The organism is Mucilaginibacter rubeus (assembly GCF_014643835.1).
Classification (GTDB): domain Bacteria; phylum Bacteroidota; class Bacteroidia; order Sphingobacteriales; family Sphingobacteriaceae; genus Mucilaginibacter; species Mucilaginibacter rubeus.
In genome coordinates, this window is the sequence record NZ_BMKD01000004.1 from 114,078 (window position 1) to 130,969 (window position 16,892).

19 protein-coding genes are annotated in these 16,892 nt (G+C 42.1%); 12 read left to right on the forward strand and 7 right to left on the reverse strand.

The genetic code is table 11. The annotated features are described in order from the left end of the window. Window positions 1–7: 7 nt before the first annotated feature. The 3 genes from rplI (at window position 8) to IEX80_RS14395 (ending at window position 2,651) form a co-directional block, all read left to right on the forward strand. Window positions 8–451 (forward strand): 50S ribosomal protein L9, encoded by a 444-nt coding sequence (gene rplI, locus IEX80_RS14385; RefSeq protein ID WP_090528515.1) that lies wholly within the window; start codon window positions 8–10, stop codon window positions 449–451. A gap of 328 nt (window positions 452–779) precedes the next feature. After that, a complete protein-coding gene (gene mtgA / locus IEX80_RS14390; RefSeq protein WP_188833523.1) occupies window positions 780–1,451 on the forward strand; it encodes a monofunctional biosynthetic peptidoglycan transglycosylase in 672 nt (223 codons plus the stop codon). Between the two features lie 114 nt (window positions 1,452–1,565). Continuing rightward, the gene (locus IEX80_RS14395) at window positions 1,566–2,651 is read left to right on the forward strand and encodes an alpha/beta hydrolase (protein ID WP_188833311.1); all 1,086 of its coding nucleotides are present in this window, start codon (window positions 1,566–1,568) and stop codon (window positions 2,649–2,651) included. A 2-nt stretch (window positions 2,652–2,653) separates the two neighbouring features. Here the strand turns inward: IEX80_RS14395 and IEX80_RS14400 are convergent, their stop codons facing one another. The 3 genes from IEX80_RS14400 to gyrB form a co-directional block, all read right to left on the reverse strand. Next, window positions 2,654–2,950 (reverse strand): YciI family protein, encoded by a 297-nt coding sequence (locus IEX80_RS14400; RefSeq protein WP_188833312.1) that lies wholly within the window; start codon window positions 2,948–2,950, stop codon window positions 2,654–2,656. Between the two features lie 32 nt (window positions 2,951–2,982). Next, window positions 2,983–3,594 carry a YdeI/OmpD-associated family protein gene (locus IEX80_RS14405; protein ID WP_188833313.1) on the reverse strand — a complete coding sequence of 204 codons (612 nt, stop codon included), beginning with the start codon at window positions 3,592–3,594 and terminating at the stop codon, window positions 2,983–2,985. Window positions 3,595–3,752: 158 nt separating this feature from the next. Beyond that, window positions 3,753–5,711, reverse strand: coding sequence for a DNA topoisomerase (ATP-hydrolyzing) subunit B (gyrB, locus tag IEX80_RS14410; protein ID WP_090528528.1), 1,959 nt, complete (start codon window positions 5,709–5,711; stop codon window positions 3,753–3,755). Window positions 5,712–6,286: 575 nt separating this feature from the next. Here gyrB and IEX80_RS14415 point away from each other — a divergent pair. Together IEX80_RS14415 and IEX80_RS14420 are read left to right on the forward strand one after the other, a co-directional pair. Continuing rightward, window positions 6,287–6,880 (forward strand): OmpH/Skp family outer membrane protein, encoded by a 594-nt coding sequence (locus tag IEX80_RS14415; RefSeq protein WP_090528531.1) that lies wholly within the window; start codon window positions 6,287–6,289, stop codon window positions 6,878–6,880. A 124-nt stretch (window positions 6,881–7,004) separates the two neighbouring features. Continuing rightward, a complete protein-coding gene (locus tag IEX80_RS14420; protein ID WP_090528535.1) occupies window positions 7,005–7,484 on the forward strand; it encodes a nucleoside deaminase in 480 nt (159 codons plus the stop codon). Window positions 7,485–7,596: 112 nt separating this feature from the next. On the opposite strand, the gene IEX80_RS14425 is transcribed toward IEX80_RS14420, so the two are convergent. The 4 genes from IEX80_RS14425 to IEX80_RS14440 form a co-directional block, all read right to left on the reverse strand. Beyond that, window positions 7,597–8,010 (reverse strand): RNA-binding S4 domain-containing protein, encoded by a 414-nt coding sequence (locus IEX80_RS14425; RefSeq protein WP_091166679.1) that lies wholly within the window; start codon window positions 8,008–8,010, stop codon window positions 7,597–7,599. A gap of 5 nt (window positions 8,011–8,015) precedes the next feature. Further along, window positions 8,016–8,960, reverse strand: a complete 945-nt coding sequence (locus IEX80_RS14430) for an ADP-ribosylglycohydrolase family protein (RefSeq protein WP_176628060.1) — start codon at window positions 8,958–8,960, stop codon at window positions 8,016–8,018. Between the two features lie 76 nt (window positions 8,961–9,036). Beyond that, window positions 9,037–9,231 carry a hypothetical protein gene (locus IEX80_RS14435; protein ID WP_090528540.1) on the reverse strand — a complete coding sequence of 65 codons (195 nt, stop codon included), beginning with the start codon at window positions 9,229–9,231 and terminating at the stop codon, window positions 9,037–9,039. Window positions 9,232–9,660: 429 nt separating this feature from the next. Continuing rightward, window positions 9,661–9,834, reverse strand: coding sequence for a lysozyme (locus tag IEX80_RS14440; RefSeq protein WP_188833314.1), 174 nt, complete (start codon window positions 9,832–9,834; stop codon window positions 9,661–9,663). 73 nt (window positions 9,835–9,907) lie between these two features. Here IEX80_RS14440 and IEX80_RS14445 point away from each other — a divergent pair, with 73 nt between their 5' ends. From IEX80_RS14445 to IEX80_RS14475, 7 genes are all read left to right on the forward strand, one after another. After that, window positions 9,908–10,330: a hypothetical protein gene (locus tag IEX80_RS14445; protein ID WP_090528543.1), complete on the forward strand. Its 423-nt coding sequence runs from the start codon at window positions 9,908–9,910 to the stop codon at window positions 10,328–10,330. Between the two features lie 267 nt (window positions 10,331–10,597). Then, on the forward strand, window positions 10,598–11,413 hold the full coding sequence (locus tag IEX80_RS14450; RefSeq protein ID WP_090528546.1) for a 2,3,4,5-tetrahydropyridine-2,6-dicarboxylate N-succinyltransferase: 816 nt from the start codon (window positions 10,598–10,600) through the stop codon (window positions 11,411–11,413). A gap of 141 nt (window positions 11,414–11,554) precedes the next feature. Continuing rightward, window positions 11,555–12,679, forward strand: coding sequence for a glycosyltransferase family 4 protein (locus IEX80_RS14455; RefSeq protein ID WP_188833315.1), 1,125 nt, complete (start codon window positions 11,555–11,557; stop codon window positions 12,677–12,679). Then, window positions 12,672–13,241 carry an L-threonylcarbamoyladenylate synthase gene (locus IEX80_RS14460; protein WP_188833316.1) on the forward strand — a complete coding sequence of 190 codons (570 nt, stop codon included), beginning with the start codon at window positions 12,672–12,674 and terminating at the stop codon, window positions 13,239–13,241. The genes IEX80_RS14455 and IEX80_RS14460 overlap by 8 nt, the downstream gene beginning before the upstream one ends. Window positions 13,242–13,577: 336 nt before the next feature. Continuing rightward, complete coding sequence (locus IEX80_RS14465) at window positions 13,578–14,990, forward strand: CCA tRNA nucleotidyltransferase (RefSeq protein WP_176628057.1); 1,413 nt, start codon at window positions 13,578–13,580, stop codon at window positions 14,988–14,990. A gap of 41 nt (window positions 14,991–15,031) precedes the next feature. Next, the gene (locus IEX80_RS14470; protein ID WP_188833317.1) at window positions 15,032–15,691 is read left to right on the forward strand and encodes an IS1096 element passenger TnpR family protein; all 660 of its coding nucleotides are present in this window, start codon (window positions 15,032–15,034) and stop codon (window positions 15,689–15,691) included. Window positions 15,692–15,795: 104 nt separating this feature from the next. Beyond that, window positions 15,796–16,884, forward strand: coding sequence for a mannose-1-phosphate guanylyltransferase (locus tag IEX80_RS14475; RefSeq protein WP_188833318.1), 1,089 nt, complete (start codon window positions 15,796–15,798; stop codon window positions 16,882–16,884). Window positions 16,885–16,892 lie beyond the last annotated feature (8 nt).

Sequence of the window (16,892 nt, forward strand, 5' to 3'; positions counted from 1 at the left end):
TTAAGAAATGGAAGTTATTTTAAAACAAGATGTAAAAAACCTGGGTGATAAAGACGATATCGTAAATGTGAAACCAGGTTATGGCCGTAACTACCTTTTACCAAAAGGCTACGCCATATTAGCTACCGAAAGCGCACGTAAAGTTTTAGCCGAAAACCTTAAACAAGCTCAATTTAAGCAAGAAAAAATCCGCAAGGATGCTGATGCTATCGCAGCTCGTTTAGAAGGTGTTAAACTTAACATTGGTGCTAAAGCCGGCGAAACAGGCAAAATCTTCGGTGCTATCAACACTATCCAAATTGCTGATGCATTGAAAAAAGAAGGTTTTGAAGTTGACCGTCGTCGTATCACTTTTGACCAGGAGCCAAAATTTGTTGGTGAGTATGTTGCCAACATCAACCTGCATAAAGAAGTTAAAGTACAGGTTCCGTTTGAAGTAGTAGCGGAATAATTATATTTCGGAATTCGGATTTAAGATTTCGGATTTTGAAAAACTTAAAAGGTGTTTTGTTAATTCAAAACACCTTTTTTTTATGATTAGAATTAAATAAAAACAAATTCGAAATCGAAAACTCGAAATCCGAAATCAAGAATATTTATTTCGGATTTCTGGAAAAAATTTAGAATTTTAGAGGGTGTTTTGCTAAAGCAAAGCACCCTCTTCTTTTATCAGGAAATATTTTATAACAGTGTTCAAATTCTTCGGCAAAAACAACCAAAAATCAAAGTCGGGCAAACGGAATTCACCATCGGATTCAAAGCTTTATGGCGTCCCTAAATTGATATTCAGAATTTTTAAACTGATATTCATCCTGTTTTTTGGTTTAAGCCTTTTGGGTGTAATTGGTTACCGTTTTATAAACCCTCCTTTTACCTGGTTAATGATCGAACGCGGCTTCCAGCGTAAATCGGCAGGTAAGGAATGGAAGATAGATAAAAAATGGAAAGATTTTGACGAGATCTCCGACAATATGAAACGTGCCGCCGTTGCTGCCGAAGATCAGACCTTTTTAGAGCACCACGGCTTCGATTTTAACGCCATCGAAAAAGCTATCGAAAAAAATTCGCACAGCAAAAAACTAATTGGCGGCAGTACCATATCACAGCAGGTAGCCAAAAATGTTTTCCTTTGGGAAGGCCGTTCCATACTCCGTAAAGGTATCGAAGCTTATTTTACCATATTGATAGAAACCTTTTGGAGCAAAAAGCGCATCATGGAGGTTTACCTGAACGAGATTGAAATGGGCGATGGCATATACGGTGTTGAGGCTGCTTCGCAGGCTTATTTTCACAAACCGGCCTCCGATTTAACCCGGCAGGAAGCCGCCGCCATAGCGGTGATTTTCCCAAGCCCGCTAAAATGGTCGGCCACCAACCCAACCAAATATTTAAAGCACAGGCAATACCTTATTATGAAAAATATGAAAAGGCTGGGGCCGCTGGATTTTTAGCCCCAGCCCCCTAAAGGGGGAATGAAAATTCCTCTCCCGGTATTCCTTTTTTATTTCAGCAACGCTGTAACCATTTGTAAATTAAGACTATCTTAATTTATATAACCACACGCCATGTTGAAACAAAGTATCAAGACCAACCTCTGTCTGCTTGCTTTTATCTTTTTCGCAAACATTGCTGCCGCGCAGGTTAAAAGCGATACCCCCGCCCCCTTTACGGACAAAGACATGGTGCAATGGGACTATCACTCAACAGTTATTGGCGAAGATTATACCATCTACGTACATTTTCCTCCGGGTTATGATACTACTAAAACCAAATACCCGGTATTATACATGACCGATGGCGACTGGAACATGACCGTTGCCATGAACTGCTTCAACATGCTCCGGCAGGATTATGAAACCACCGAAGCACTCATTGTAGGCATTGGTTACGGCAGCCGCCCAAACCAGCGAAGCCGCGACCTGAACCCCGCAACCGGCGGACCAAAGTTCATATCATTTATTGAGCAGGAAGTAATTCCTTTTATACAAAGCAAGTATCGTGTAAGCGATAATAAAGCACTATACGGTTATTCGTTTGGTGGCATGTTCACTACCATGGTATTGTTTGAGCACCCCAACCTGTTTAACATGATTTTCATAGGCGCTCCGGGCAACAGCGGCAGTGAACTGATCCCTTCGGCTAAAAAATACTTCGCCAATAATCATGACATTAACTGCAGGGTATTTTTAGGCGTAGGTTCTTTTGAGCTCTTAACCAGCAAAAACATTCAGGATTTTAAAATCTACATGGAAAACCAGCATTGTAAAGGGCTTGATATTGCTACCGCGATCACCCCAAATGCCGGGCATGGGGCAGCATTGGCGCAAGTAATGCAAAACGCAATAAAATTTGCTTATTGCAAACAGCATAAGGCTATTAATATACCTGCAAAGCAATTGGAACAATATGAAGGTAATTACCAGATAGCAGGCGATGAAAAAAACAAATTCAAGACTTATGTTGCTGAAGGCAAACTATATTTCGTCCAAAATGATGCAATACCTATGGTAATTATACCATATGCAAAAGCATCATTCTTTATGTACGAAAATGAACGGGCCGATATTACTTTCCATACAGAAGGCAACAAAATTTACATGGTGTTCAGCTTTCCAAATGAAAAACCAACCCGGCTGGATAAAATAAACTAAACCTATTCCGCACCGTCCAGCAGTGCCGTTAAATCTGGATGATACACAGGAGTCAAGAACTCGGTGACGGTAAATTCAGCAAGGTTATGCTTGTAAAAGGGATCTTCGGTAATGATCTTCTCTATTTGCTCCCTTGAGCCCGCAAAGGCCAGGATAGCTCCACCCGTGCGCGGCACCTTAGGCCCCCAAACAACAAATACCTTTTCATCATAATATTTATTAAGATGCTTCAGATGGACCTCCATATAAGCATCAATCTCTTCAAGAGGGGCGATATACTTAAGATCGATGAAAAACATAAGCGTTAAGTTTAATATTCGGTATTTGGAATTTATTTGTACTTCCAGTGCCTTGATTTACCCTCAGTAAGCCACTCAGCGGCGGTTTCCATACGCTTAAGGCGGGTGGCCTCGGTTTTGGCTTCGGTTATCCATTCAATATACTCCTTTTTCTGCGAGTAGCTGAATTGGTTAAGGTTTAACCAGGCTTGCGGATGAGCTTCTAAAAATTTCACGAAGTAGTCAGGTACTACCAGCTCGTCGCGTTGGGCGGGCGACTTCTTTTGGGAAGCCGGCCTGGGTTTATTATCTTCATTTAGGACCATCGCCTGCTGTATAAACGCTATAAGTATTTCCTTTGGAGGAAGGCCATCAATACTGGTCAGGCGGCCGAAGCTACCTGCAGCCTGATCGGCCAGGCTTAATACCTTTTGTGGGTCGTATAATAACGATGCCTTCCAAAAACCAAATGAGCAATGTTGTTTAAAAGCGGCCATATTGCAAACCACACCTTTATAATCAAAAAAAGGCATGCTCCATTTCATGGTTTCAATTATCATAGGCGAGGCTTCATGCACCACAGCTCTCAGATAGTTTAAAATTGGCTTTGCAAATTCGGGCGATTTTTCGATGTAGGCATCAACCCGATTATCGTAATGTTCCATAATTAAAGTTAGCGATTACAATAACTCCGGCAAAATGGATTTAAATACGCCCTACCAAAACCAAGCGCGGACAAGCTCCTGCAAAAAAGGCCCGCTTCAAAAAGAAGCGGGCCTTAAAAATTGTATCAACCATCTCTCCCCTTCAGGGGTCGGGGGGCTTACGAATCTATTTTAGCGTATTTAGCGTTGCGCTCAATGAACTCGCGGCGTGGGGCAACTTCATCACCCATCAGCATACTGAAGGTATGGTCGCACTCGGCGGCGTTTTCAATGGTAGCGCGTTTAAGCGTACGGGTTGCCGGGTTCATGGTAGTATCCCAAAGCTGGATATCGTTCATCTCACCCAAACCTTTATAGCGCTGCACGTGCACACTGTCTTCCTTGCCGGCACCTTTAAGGCGCTGAATAGCGGCATCGCGCTGTACGTCGTTCCAGCAGTATTCATACTCCTTACCTTTTTTAACCTGGTAAAGCGGCGGCGAAGCAATATATACATAACCGGCCTCAACCAGCTCCTTCATGTAACGGAAGAAGAAGGTAAGGATCAGCGTGGTAATGTGCGAACCGTCCACGTCGGCATCCGTCATGATGATGATCTTATGGTAACGGAGCTTGCTTAAGTTAAGGGCTTTATCATCTTCAGGCGTACCGCGGCTTACGCCCAAACCGGTAAACATGTTCTTGATCTCCTCGTTTTCGTAAATTTTATGCTCCATGGCTTTCTCCACGTTCAGGATCTTACCACGTAATGGTAAAATAGCCTGATACTCACGGTTACGGCCCTGTTTGGCGGTACCACCCGCCGAGTCACCTTCGACAAGGAATAACTCACAAAGGGTTGGATCGCTATTGGCACAATCAGACAGCTTACCCGGCAATCCCGAGCCTGTCATCACACTCTTGCGCTGCACCATTTCGCGCGCTTTACGGGCGGCGGCACGGGCGGTAGCGGCAAGGATTACTTTATTTACAATCAGGCGGGCTTCTTTAGGATTTTCCTCCAAAAAGTTACCCAAAATTTCACCCACAGCTACGTCAACCGCGCCCATTACCTCGTTGTTACCCAACTTACTTTTGGTTTGGCCTTCAAACTGAGGCTCCTGAACTTTTACTGATATAATGGCAGTTAATCCTTCGCGGAAGTCATCGCCGCTGATCTCAACTTTTACGTTTTTCAGCAAGCCCTCTTTATCGGCATAAGCCTTTAAGGTACGGGTTAAACCGCGACGGAAGCCCGCTACGTGCGTACCACCCTCAATGGTGTTAATGTTATTTACGTACGAAAAAACATTCTCGCTGTATGTATCATTATACTGGAGGGCAAGCTCAACCGGGATGCCCCCCTTATTACCATCTACATAAATGGGCTCGGGGATGATCGATGTACGTGTTCCGTCCAAAAACTTAACAAACTCGCGCAAACCACCTTCTGAGAAAAACTCTTCGCTACGGAAAGTACCATCTTCCTGGGTTTCACGCTCATCGGTTAAACTCAGGCGAATGCCTTTGTTCAGGAACGACAGTTCACGCAAACGGGCAGCAAGCGTATCATATTTATACTCGGTAGTTGTAGTAAAAATCTCCGGATCGGGTTGAAAGGTTTGAATAGTACCTGTTTTATCAGATACGCCAATTTCCTTAACGTCAAACATCGGCTTGCCGCGTTCGTATTCCTGGGTAAAGATTTTGCCTTCACGGTGCACAAGGGTCTTCACATGGGTTGATAATGCGTTAACGCAACTCACACCCACACCGTGTAAACCGCCGGATACTTTATAAGTATCCTTATCAAATTTACCACCGGCGTGCAAAACGGTCATTACAATTTCAAGCGCCGATTTACCCTCTTTTGTATTGATACCCGTAGGGATACCACGACCGTTATCTGATACGGTTATGGAATTGCCAACATGTATAGTAACTTTTATATCATCGCAATAACCGGCAAGGGCTTCGTCGATAGAGTTATCAACTACTTCATATACAAGGTGGTGCAAGCCTTTAACACCTGTATCGCCAATGTACATCGACGGACGCTTGCGCACCGCCTCTAAACCTTCTAAAACCTGTATGTTATCTGCTGAATAATTGGATTTATCCTGAATTTCTTCGCTCATATTTATTTAATGAAACAATCTTCAAAATTACAAAAAATACCCCGTATTAACGATTATTTGTGGATAAAAGTACTGTTGTGGAGAGTTGTCTGAATCAGAATTTACAGGATTTTAGAATTGTCAGAATACTTTGTCTGAACTCGAATTTTATAGAATTTAAAGGATTTATAGAATTTGTTGTATTTCCAACCCTGGCAATGCATTAATAATTTTAAAGAATCCAATTCATAAGTTCCGAAATCAAAAATCCGATATTCAAAATCATTAATGGCGTTGCCTGCGGCCGGGCTATCCGCTCATACGCCTGCAGGCATTACCCTCAGGCCGGTATCCGCTACTATCCCTAATGCAAATTTACAGACCATAAAAACCTTTGAGGCAAACCAACCTTTGCGGCATTAGCGCCTTAGCGTGAAAAAAATCTTCGTTTTCAAATAACGGACTGCCGCAACAAACATCATCTACACATTCGCGTTCTGAAATCTGCACATCTGATTATCTGCACATCCGATTAGGATACTTGCAATGAAAGATTATCTTTGTCAAAATTTTATAATAATTTTCAGATTGACAGAATGAAAACCAGTGCTTCAGTTTTAACCAAACTTACTTTAGGATTAGCAATTGCAGGTAGCGTTGCGGCCTGTACTCAAAATAAAACCGCCGATAAACCGGCTGCTGCAACCACAGCAACTCCTGATAAAGAAACTATTGTTTATGTAAACTCCGATTCTCTATTAAACAAGTACGATTACTTTAAGGATATGTCAAAACGCCTTGAAGAAAAAGGCAAAGCATCACAAACCGATCTGCAAAACCGCGGTCAGGCTTTTCAGCGCCAGGTTGCCGAGTACCAGAAAAATCAGGCTACTATGCCTGCCGATCAGCGCCAGGCTACTGAGCAACAGTTACAGCGTAAACAACAGGAATTACAGGGCTACTCTCAAAATGCAGGTGCCGAATTCCAAAACGAGCAAGCCTCTGAAAATGCTAAGCTGTATGATAAAATTGCCGACTTTGTAAAAGGTTATGCTAAAGAAAAAGGCTACAAACTGGTGTTAACCTATTCAAAAGCCAATCCAACCGTATTGTATGGTGATCCATCTTTAGATGTTACCGTTGACGTTGCCAAACGCCTTAACGAAGCTTACGCTAAAGACAAAAAATAATATACGATTTGAAAATTTGATGATGTAGTAATTTGAAAATTACAAGTCATTTTCAAATATTCAAATTGACACATTTTCAAATTAAAACCTCAACTTCGGTTGAGGTTTTTTAATTTAGGACAATATGGAAAATACGGCACACGAAAAATTTATGCGCATAGCCATTGAGTTGGCCGAAGACAATGTAAAGCGCGGAATGGGCGGGCCTTTTGGGGCCGTAATTGTTAAGGACGGCATGATCATAGCCCGCAGCGCCAACCGTGTTGTGCCCACTAATGACCCTACCGCACACGCCGAAGTCTCGGTGATCCGTCTGGCCTGCCAGGAACTGGGAACCTATAATTTATCAGGCTGCGAAATTTATACCAGCTGCGAACCATGCCCCATGTGCCTGGGTGCCATTTACTGGGCCCGTATCGATAAAATTTATTACGCCAATACCAAAGCCGATGCGGCCGCGATAGGTTTCGACGATCATTTTATTTATGATGAACTGGGCTGTACCATGGAAAAACGCAAGCTCCCTTTTGTCCAAATCCTTCGTGATGAAGCGTTAACCGCCTTTAAACTTTGGGAAACAACCGAGCATAAAGATCATTATTGACCGGGATTTGGGGGAGGACATTTTGTCTGAACCCGGATTTGTAGGATTTATCAGATGGGCAGGACTTTGATTCTCATTTGCAAATCAAAATCCATCAATCCCTAAAATCTGCTTAATCCTGGTTTTCCTCCTGCTCTTCAAAAAAATTATCTTTCAGGTCATCAATCTCGCGCCTGTCGGCCTTAGTGGGGCGGCCCGTGCCACGATCACGCTTCAGTATCGGGGCATGAAACATTGATTTAAAGGCCTGGGTTTGTTCAACAGGAGTTATATCCTCGTAAAAATTGACAGCCGTTTTGGCGTCTACCCGGTTTTCCAACAAGCCGGTTACTTTTACAACCTTGCGTTCAATGCCCTTTGCTACCTGGTAAACATCGCCAATTTTCACCTCGTATGACGGCTTGATGTTTTTACCGTCCAGCTTGATGCGGCCGGCCTTACAGGCATCAGAAGCCAGCGTACGTGTTTTAAACACGCGGATGGCCCACAGGTATTTATCTATTCTCAGTTTCTCTTTTTCGGCCATAACATTCAATTGCTTTTATATTTACTGGCCAGGCGTTCGGCCAATGCATCAATATCATTTTTCCGGGCAAGCATAAGTACCCAATGTTCCGGAATACTTTCAAAACCATAAATTAAACCAGCCAATCCACCTGTTACCGCTGCGGTGGTATCGGTATCAAGGCCCAAATTTACAGATTTTAATACGGCTTCGCTATAGTTCGTTGTGGTTAACAAACACCAAATTGCCGCTTCAAGAGTATGCAGTACGTACCCGCTACTTTGTATTTCAGTTACAGGCAGCATGTAAATATCGCCTTTCAATAACCTGTCAAACAAGGCTATTTCATCAGGGTTAATAGTTGTTCCCTCTAAAAACGAAGACACTTCAGTCTTTACTTTCTGATAAACAGATTCAGGATCATTATTTGCCAGCAAGCTACGGGCAAACTCCAGGTAATAAAAACAAGCTATTACTGAACGCACATGTCCATGTGTTATAGATGATACCTCTTTTGCGATGGCAAAACGCTCTTTTACAGGCTTATCTTTTATGTAAAATAGTAGAGGCAGAATCCGCATTAACGAACCATTGCCATTTGATGATTCATCGAACTCACCGGCCAGATCGGGCCGTACTTTGTGTAAAACCCGTTCAATAGCAACTCGGGTTGCCATGCCTACGTCAAACACCTCTCCGCGCGCAGTCCATTGTTCGTTATATAACCAGTTAACAAAACTATCGGCAATTTTTTGCAAACTATAACCATCTGCTAAAACATCGGCGAGACAAAAAGTCAACGAACTATCGTCCGACCATGTACCCGGCGGCTGTCCATAAGTACCGAAACCGGTCATATCAGTTACCGGCTTTTTAGCAATGTCTTCCCGCGATTTAAATTCAACAGGAACACCCAGTGCGTCGCCAACGGCTACACCAAATAATACGTCTTTATAAAAATTACGATTCACAGTCACAAGGGCTAATTAACACAACATTTTTTAATATGCTGGCAAATCAACAACCGCAAAACTTCGTTTTTACAATTTACTTGGGCAGGTCTTTTTTAATGAACTTATGATAAAGGTATTCGGCATAACCAACACTAACATAATCCGGAAATTTCCAGTGTGGATAATAGCGCCTTTGGATGTATTTGAGTAAACTAAAAAACAAAACGCTTAAGATAAGCAGCAGTGCCACCGAAAGCAAAATAACTGCAAATAGTACTAAAGGGGTCATATTGGGAATAATTTGTTAACAGCAATAAATTAAAAGGTTAAAACAATTATACCAATATTCAGCTAAGCTAACAGATTGATATAATAAGCAGTTATACGATAAGTAAAGTGCTAATGTTTACTGTTTTATAAACTTATTTACCAACAACATTAACAAATAACAATAAATAAACGCTCTTTTAAAATCAAGTTATTTACCCAAAAATCTATTATACCAACCCCGGAATTATACCTATAAGCGCCCGTTGAAATAAAAAAAGTAAGCCTCCCCGACACTCGCTGTCCGGAAGGCTTTGACACCTAATTAGTTTAAACGTTGGTTTCCGTTTACATAAAATTAAGGCTTACTTAATGTTTTTTATATAGCTACCCATCGATTGTCCGGATATTGTATAAATGTGTGTAAAACAAGGCTCTGTAAGTCAAAATATTATACGCAAACATTCAAAAAAAGGTCATCACATTGGATTTGAGTGATGATATCACCTTCTTTTACTGGTTTACTGTTCGGATAATAAGTACAGCCTATACAGATAGTCCAAACACCTACAATATCTTTGTAAGCATGTAAAACTACACCTTCTTCATTCTTAATGAATCTCAAGCCTTCTTTATCAATTTCACATTAATAAATATTAGACCGAAGTATTTTTATCTTTGATAACCGAACCTACAGGATGAATATCTTTAAAACGATTTTAGGAGTTTTATTTGCCTTTTTAATTTTTACTGGCCTGATATCTGCATTAGCATACGCCAACCCTTTAAATGATTTTATGGCTAAAAACATTGTTACTGATGCAATGTATCATTTCCTTGTGTTTTTCATTCTGTGTTTTGTTCTGATAGTACTTACTGCTTATTTCGTTCCCCGGCCTAAAAAAATCGGGGTTTCAATATCGACCATCATTTCTTATTTGCTTGTTGGTGTAGCAATCTTTTACCAATTTGCTATATTGAAAAACCCTGTCAATTTCGTTTTGCCGTTCAGCGTATCAGGAGTAGTTTTAGGTTTGTCTTTAGGACTACTTTTAAGCAAAAGACTTTTTAAAAAGAAAGGTTGGGATTCTACCAAAGCAATCGAATTGGAGACTTATTGAAATTCCGGGGTGAATTTTCACTATACTCTTTAGGGTATTCTGTTTTTTCGCCATTATAAGTAATGGAGTAGCGAACAAACCACTTTTTATTATCTTTGTCCCTGCTAATCTTCTTCGGAAGTGTGCAAGTAAATAAATTCATAACTCAAAAAACATTAATATAAGGTAATCAATTTTGTCCCTGTTTTGTCCCTTTATGGCCATGAAGGCATCAAAACAGCATAAAAGTAAAAAATCCTTTAATTTGCCAAAAGTTTAATTTCACCAATGCAAGATCTTAAAAAACTGATTGAAGAGGCCTGGGAAGACAGGAACCTGCTGAACTATAATGAATACACCAACGCCATTGAAACCGTTATTGACCGTTTGGACAAAGGCGAGATCCGTGTGGCCGAACCCATTGGCACACGCTGGCATGTAAATGAGTGGATTAAAAAGGCGGTTGTTTTGTATTTCCCGACCAGGCAGATGGAAGAAATTAAAACCGGCCCTTTTGTTTTTCATGACAAAATGAAACTCAAAACGGATTACAAGCAAACCGGCGTTCGCGTGGTACCTCATGGTATTGCCCGCTACGGTGCCCACCTGGCCAAAGGTGTTATCATGATGCCATCGTACGTAAATATTGGCGCTTATGTTGATGAAGGCACCATGGTTGATACCTGGGCTACTGTAGGCTCATGTGCGCAGATTGGCAAACATGTACACTTAAGCGGTGGTGTTGGTATTGGTGGTGTTTTAGAACCGCTACAGGCTGCCCCGGTTATTATTGAAGATAACTGCTTTATTGGTTCACGTGCCATTGTTGTTGAGGGCGTACATGTTGAACATGAAGCTGTATTAGGTGCAAACGTGGTATTAACCGCATCAACCAAAATCATCGATGTTACCCACAGCACCCCGGTTGAATATAAAGGCCGCGTACCTGCCCGCTCGGTGGTAATTCCGGGTTCATATACCAAAAAGTTTGCTGCCGGCGAATACCAGGTGCCTTGCGCCCTCATCATCGGCACCCGCAAGGAATCAACCGACAAAAAAACGTCATTAAATGACGCCCTGCGTGAAAACAACGTAGCGGTATAATTATAGATATGAGATATCAGATGTGAGATATGAGATTTTGCATGGTAAAGATTCCGGCAATACCTTTATTTCACATCTGCTATATTCCTCTGAGAATGCAGCATTTCTCACGTCTCATATCTCACATCTCATATCTAAAACATGAAGATAGGATACGATGCTAAACGGGCTTTTTACAATAATACCGGCTTGGGTAATTACAGCCGCTGGTTAATTAAAGGCATAGCGTCGCTCAATCTATCCAACCTTTTATATTTATATACGCCAAAGGCCAAAGCCAATCCGCGGCTTAATTTTATTGGCGATTATCCCAGCATTCGCACAGTTACCCCAAAAAGCAAATGGTTCACTTCATGGTGGCGTAGTAAAGGAATTATCAAAGATTTAAAACGTGATGGTATTGAAGTGTACCATGGTTTAAGTCACGAGTTGCCTTCGGGAATCGAACATACCGGCATTAAGTCGGTTGTCACCATGCATGACCTCATCTTCATGCGTTATCCGAAACATTTTGGTGCAGTTAATTACCGTATTTACCTCGCTAAGGTTAAACATGCCTGCCGCGTCGCGGATCAAATTATCGCCATAAGCCAAAAAACAAAGGATGACCTTGTCGACCTGCTCAGCACCGCCCCCCAAAAAATAGAAGTTATTTACCAGGGATGTGACCCTTCATTTGCAATTGAACAAACCGCCGCGCAAAAATCGGCTGTAAAAGAAAAATATAAGCTACCCAACCGCTTTATTTTGAGTGTTGGCACTATTGAGGAACGCAAAAACCTGCTGCTAACCATTAAGGCGTTAAAAAATGTGGATGACATAACACTGGTAGTAATTGGCAAAGAAACCCGATACACAGAATTGGTTAAAACATATATAACAGCTAATAACTTAAACCACCGGGTAATATTTTTAAAAGACGTTACCTTTGCAGAGTTACCTGCTGTTTATCAGCTGGCATCGGTATTTGTTTACCCGTCACGGTACGAAGGATTTGGCATACCGGTGTTAGAAGCTTTAAACTGTGGCACGCCGGTTATAGCAGCAACAGGCTCCTGCCTTGAAGAAGCAGGCGGGCCGGGCAGCCTTTATGTGAACCCTGATGATGATGCTGGACTTGCCGAAAAACTAAACCAGGTGCTTAGTGATGATAGATTAAGGCAAACCATGATAACCAAAGGCCGCGCTCACGCAGCTAATTTTACCGATGATAAACTAAGCCGGCAATTAATGCAGCTTTACCAAAATATTTTGAACCATGCTTAGAGACGAAGTAGCCAAGGCTTTTAAAATTGTACAAGAGGGTGGCATCATCCTTTACCCTACCGATACCATTTGGGGCATAGGCTGTGACGCCGCCAACACCGAAGCCATTCAAAAGATCTACCGCCTGAAACAGCGCGATGAGGCCAAAAGCATGATCATTTTGCTGGATACCGAAAACAAGCTCGAAAGCTATATCAGTGAAGTAAACCCGCTGGCCTTTGAACTGATTGAATACGCAGAAAACCCTTTAACACTGGTAATGCCGGGCGCCAAAAACATTTCTCCGGCATTAATTGCCGCCGATGGCAGTGTGGGGGTCAGGGTTGTAAAAGACACGCCTTTTTGCCAACAGCTGATCCAGCGTTTACGCAAACCTTTGGTGTCAACATCAGCTAATATTAGCGGCAAGCCCTCGCCGCAATATTTTTCGCAAATAGACCAGGAAATTATTGACGGTGTTGATTATGTTGTTGATTTAGAGCAGCACAGCAAGGAGATCAAAACACCGTCAACCATCATGAGGTTGGCCCCTGATGGGCGGTTTGAGTTTTTGCGTCGTTAACGCGAAATTAGAGGTTGGAGATTAGTGATTAGTTAAAAAGGTGTTTTTGAAAATATCTTTTAACAGAAACATTTTTGGAAAATATTTTGTGTAACCCCTCTACATATTTAATATACTGACTATCAATTATTTAAATCAAAATAATTAAAATTGTGTTAACCCTGTTAACCCCCTGTCGTGCAGAAAGCCGGAAGTATGAGGTTCAAAGTCTGAAGTCTGAAAGTTTTGTTTATTAAGTGGTAAAATACTTAGGACTTAAGACTTTCGACTTAACCGGGGCATTTTACCAATTAATCTTACCTTTGTACCCTTATTAGCGTTTTTAAGCATCCAACTATGCAACAACACCTCAGGCATCCCGTATTTTCTGTTATATCCCGTTTGGCGGGCGAACAAAATGTACAGGCCTATGCTATAGGTGGTTTTGTGCGCGATATTTTCCTGAACCGCCCGTCGAAAGATATTGATATCGTGATTATTGGCAACGGGATAGCCTTTGCCGAAATTGTTGCCAATACACTTAAAGTTAAACTGGCGGTTTATAAAAACTTCGGTACCGCCTCGCTCAAATACCGCGATCTGGAGATAGAGTTTGTTGGCGCCCGCAAGGAATCGTACCGCCGCGACTCGCGCAAGCCAATTGTGGAGAACGGCACTTTGGAAGACGACCAGAAACGCCGCGATTTTACCATCAACGCGCTGGCCATTTCCCTCCACCCGGATACTTTTGGCGAGTTACTTGATCCCTTTAACGGCATTGCCGACCTGCAAAACAAGCTGATCCGCACACCGCTTAATCCTAACGAAACATTTTCTGATGATCCGCTGCGCATGATGCGGGCCATCAGGTTTGCTACCCAGCTTAATTTCAGGATTGATGATATCGCTGTTGAAGCCATTAAAACCACTGCCGACAGGATCAGCATCATATCGCAGGAGCGCATTACCGATGAACTGAACAAGATCATCCTGTCGCCGGTGCCATCAATAGGTTTTAATTACCTGTTTGATACCGGACTGCTGCATAAGATCTTCCCGCAAATGGTAGCCCTTTACGGGGTTGACTATGTAGATGGTAAAGGCCATAAGGATAACTTTTACCATACGCTGCAGGTGCTCGATAATATCTGTGAAACTACCGACGACCTGTGGTTACGCTGGGCTGCTATACTGCATGACATAGCCAAACCCGCCACCAAACGTTTTGAGCCCGGCCACGGCTGGACTTTTCATGGTCATGAAGACCGGGGCGCACGCATGGTGCCCAAGATCTTCACCCAGCTTAAGCTGCCGCTTAATGAAAAAATGAAGCAGGTTCAAAAGTTGGTGCAGCTGCATTTAAGGCCCATCGTACTTTCACAATCCATAGTTACCGATTCGGCAGTGAGGCGTTTGCTTTTTGAGGCAGGAGACGATATTGAAGCACTCATGTTGTTGTGTAAAGCAGACATCACCACCAAAAATGAATATAAGGTTAAAAAATATCGTAACAATTTTGAGCTTGTTCAACAAAAATTAAAAGATGTTGAAGAACGCGACAGCATCCGTAACTGGCAACCGCCGGTTACCGGTAACGATATCATGACCATGTTCGGTATAAAAGAAGGCCGCGAGGTGGGAATAATCAAAAATCAGATCCGCGAAGCCATATTGGAAGGCGAAATTCCTAACAATCGTGAGGCCGCGTTAAGCTTTACAATAAGCAAGGGCCTTGAAATTGGCTTAAAAGTTGTGACTACCCCAAATTAAATTAAAACATTATTATTTTTGTCCAAAATCTACAATAAGCAATGGCAGTATACAGGTTCAGGGTTACTTTTGAAGACTACGATGACGTTACGAGAGAAATTGATGTAAAATCAAATCAAACTTTCGAAGATCTTCACCGCGCAATTCATCAGTCAACCGGTTATAATCCGGAATTTCCTTCATCATTTTATATCAGCAATGATCAGTGGACTAAAGGTGAAGAAATAACTTACCTGCCTAACCAAAGGCGTATTGACCGTGGTGTATCATTAATGAATAAAGTAAAGCTATTGAGTTTTATTGATGATCCGCACCAAAAATTTTACTATACATTCAATTTCGACCGCCCGTTTGATTTTCATGTGGAACTGATGAAGATCATTTTAGATGAAACACCGGGCACTACTTACCCTGCCGTTGTAAAATCAGTTGGCGAAGCGCCTAAACAATTTGGCAATGCATTTAATGCTACCGTTTTACCGCCTGTTACCGAAGACTTCGACTTTTTGAACGAAATGGCCTTTAACCCGGAGGATGCCGAAGATTTTTCGGAAGTTACAGATACCGATGATCTGCCGGAAGAAAAACACAGCGGCGGCGAAGAAGAAGAGGAGGAAGATGAATTCGGCAATGAATTTAGCGATGACGAAGGCTTTGATGATGATGAAAGGCCCGGCCGTAGCAGTAGCGACGATTATTAATCACAAAAAACGAGTATATAATTTATATACTCGTTTTTTATGTTTGGCCGTCTCACTTGTTTTGATACTTTAACCAGCTCATAATAATTTACCCCCATTTATCAATGAATAACAAAAATTACTATGCCATAATTATGGCCGGAGGAATTGGAAGCCGCTTTTGGCCGATAAGCCGTACATCGCACCCCAAACAGTTTATCGATATACTCGGTACCGGTAAAACCTTAATACAAAACACCTACGAACGTTTCCTGAAAGTTTGCCCCAAAGAAAATATTTACGTTGTTACTAACGAAAACTACACCAAACTTGTAAAACAACAATTGCCAGATATGGAGGATCAGCAGATCCTTACCGAACCGGTAATGCGAAACACCGCACCTTGTGTTGCCTATGGCTGTTTTAAAATTGAAAGTCTTAACCCCGATGCCGCCATTGTTGTGGCCCCTTCCGATCAGCAGATCCTGGATGAAGATGCTTTTGTTGCCGCTATTGAAAAATCATTGCAAACCGCCGCTTCAAATGACTACCTGATAACCCTGGGCATTAAACCATCAAGGCCCGATACCGGTTACGGATATATCCAATACACTGATAACGTTATCAATGATGAGTTTCATAAAGTAAAAACCTTTACCGAAAAACCAACCCTTGAAATAGCTAAAACCTTTATTCAAAGCGGCGACTTTTTATGGAACGCCGGTATCTTTGTTTGGTCGGCCAAAACTATTGTTAAGGCCTTTAGCCAGTACCTGCCCGAAATGCACGAAATATTTGCTGATGCGAAGCCGGTGTACAATTCGGATAAAGAGAAACCTCACGTTCACAATGTATACCAGCAATGCGTCAATATCTCGATAGATTACGGCATTATGGAAAAAGCAGATAATGTGTATGTATTACCTTCGGATTTTGGGTGGAGCGATCTGGGTACCTGGGCATCAATATATGACCTTGCCGAAAAGGATTATGTAGGTAATGCCGTTATCCCTGCCGAAAAAGTGATCATGTATGACTCTTCAAACTGCATGGTAAACGTGCCGGGCGAAAAACTGGTAATATTGCAGGGGCTGCATGATTATATCGTGGTAGAATCGAACAATTCCCTGCTCATTTGCCCCCGCGACCAGGAACAAAACATCAAGCAGGTTGTGGCTGATGTAAAAAATAAGTTCGGGACGAAGTATATTTAGTTACCGAC

Coding starts and splice junctions, on each gene's coding strand:
- rplI (WP_090528515.1), top strand. CDS start 8: ATGGAAGTTATTTTAAAACAAGATGTAAAAAACCTGGGTGATAAAGAC.
- IEX80_RS14395 (WP_188833311.1), top strand. CDS start 1,566: ATGTTGAAACAAAGTATCAAGACCAACCTCTGTCTGCTTGCTTTTATC.
- IEX80_RS14400 (WP_188833312.1), bottom strand. CDS start 2,950: ATGTTTTTCATCGATCTTAAGTATATCGCCCCTCTTGAAGAGATTGAT.
- IEX80_RS14405 (WP_188833313.1), bottom strand. CDS start 3,594: ATGGAACATTACGATAATCGGGTTGATGCCTACATCGAAAAATCGCCC.
- gyrB (WP_090528528.1), bottom strand. CDS start 5,711: ATGAGCGAAGAAATTCAGGATAAATCCAATTATTCAGCAGATAACATA.
- IEX80_RS14415 (WP_090528531.1), top strand. CDS start 6,287: ATGAAAACCAGTGCTTCAGTTTTAACCAAACTTACTTTAGGATTAGCA.
- IEX80_RS14420 (WP_090528535.1), top strand. CDS start 7,005: ATGGAAAATACGGCACACGAAAAATTTATGCGCATAGCCATTGAGTTG.
- IEX80_RS14425 (WP_091166679.1), bottom strand. CDS start 8,010: ATGGCCGAAAAAGAGAAACTGAGAATAGATAAATACCTGTGGGCCATC.
- IEX80_RS14435 (WP_090528540.1), bottom strand. CDS start 9,231: ATGACCCCTTTAGTACTATTTGCAGTTATTTTGCTTTCGGTGGCACTG.
- IEX80_RS14445 (WP_090528543.1), top strand. CDS start 9,908: ATGAATATCTTTAAAACGATTTTAGGAGTTTTATTTGCCTTTTTAATT.
- IEX80_RS14450 (WP_090528546.1), top strand. CDS start 10,598: ATGCAAGATCTTAAAAAACTGATTGAAGAGGCCTGGGAAGACAGGAAC.
- IEX80_RS14455 (WP_188833315.1), top strand. CDS start 11,555: ATGAAGATAGGATACGATGCTAAACGGGCTTTTTACAATAATACCGGC.
- IEX80_RS14460 (WP_188833316.1), top strand. CDS start 12,672: ATGCTTAGAGACGAAGTAGCCAAGGCTTTTAAAATTGTACAAGAGGGT.
- IEX80_RS14465 (WP_176628057.1), top strand. CDS start 13,578: ATGCAACAACACCTCAGGCATCCCGTATTTTCTGTTATATCCCGTTTG.
- IEX80_RS14470 (WP_188833317.1), top strand. CDS start 15,032: ATGGCAGTATACAGGTTCAGGGTTACTTTTGAAGACTACGATGACGTT.
- IEX80_RS14475 (WP_188833318.1), top strand. CDS start 15,796: ATGAATAACAAAAATTACTATGCCATAATTATGGCCGGAGGAATTGGA.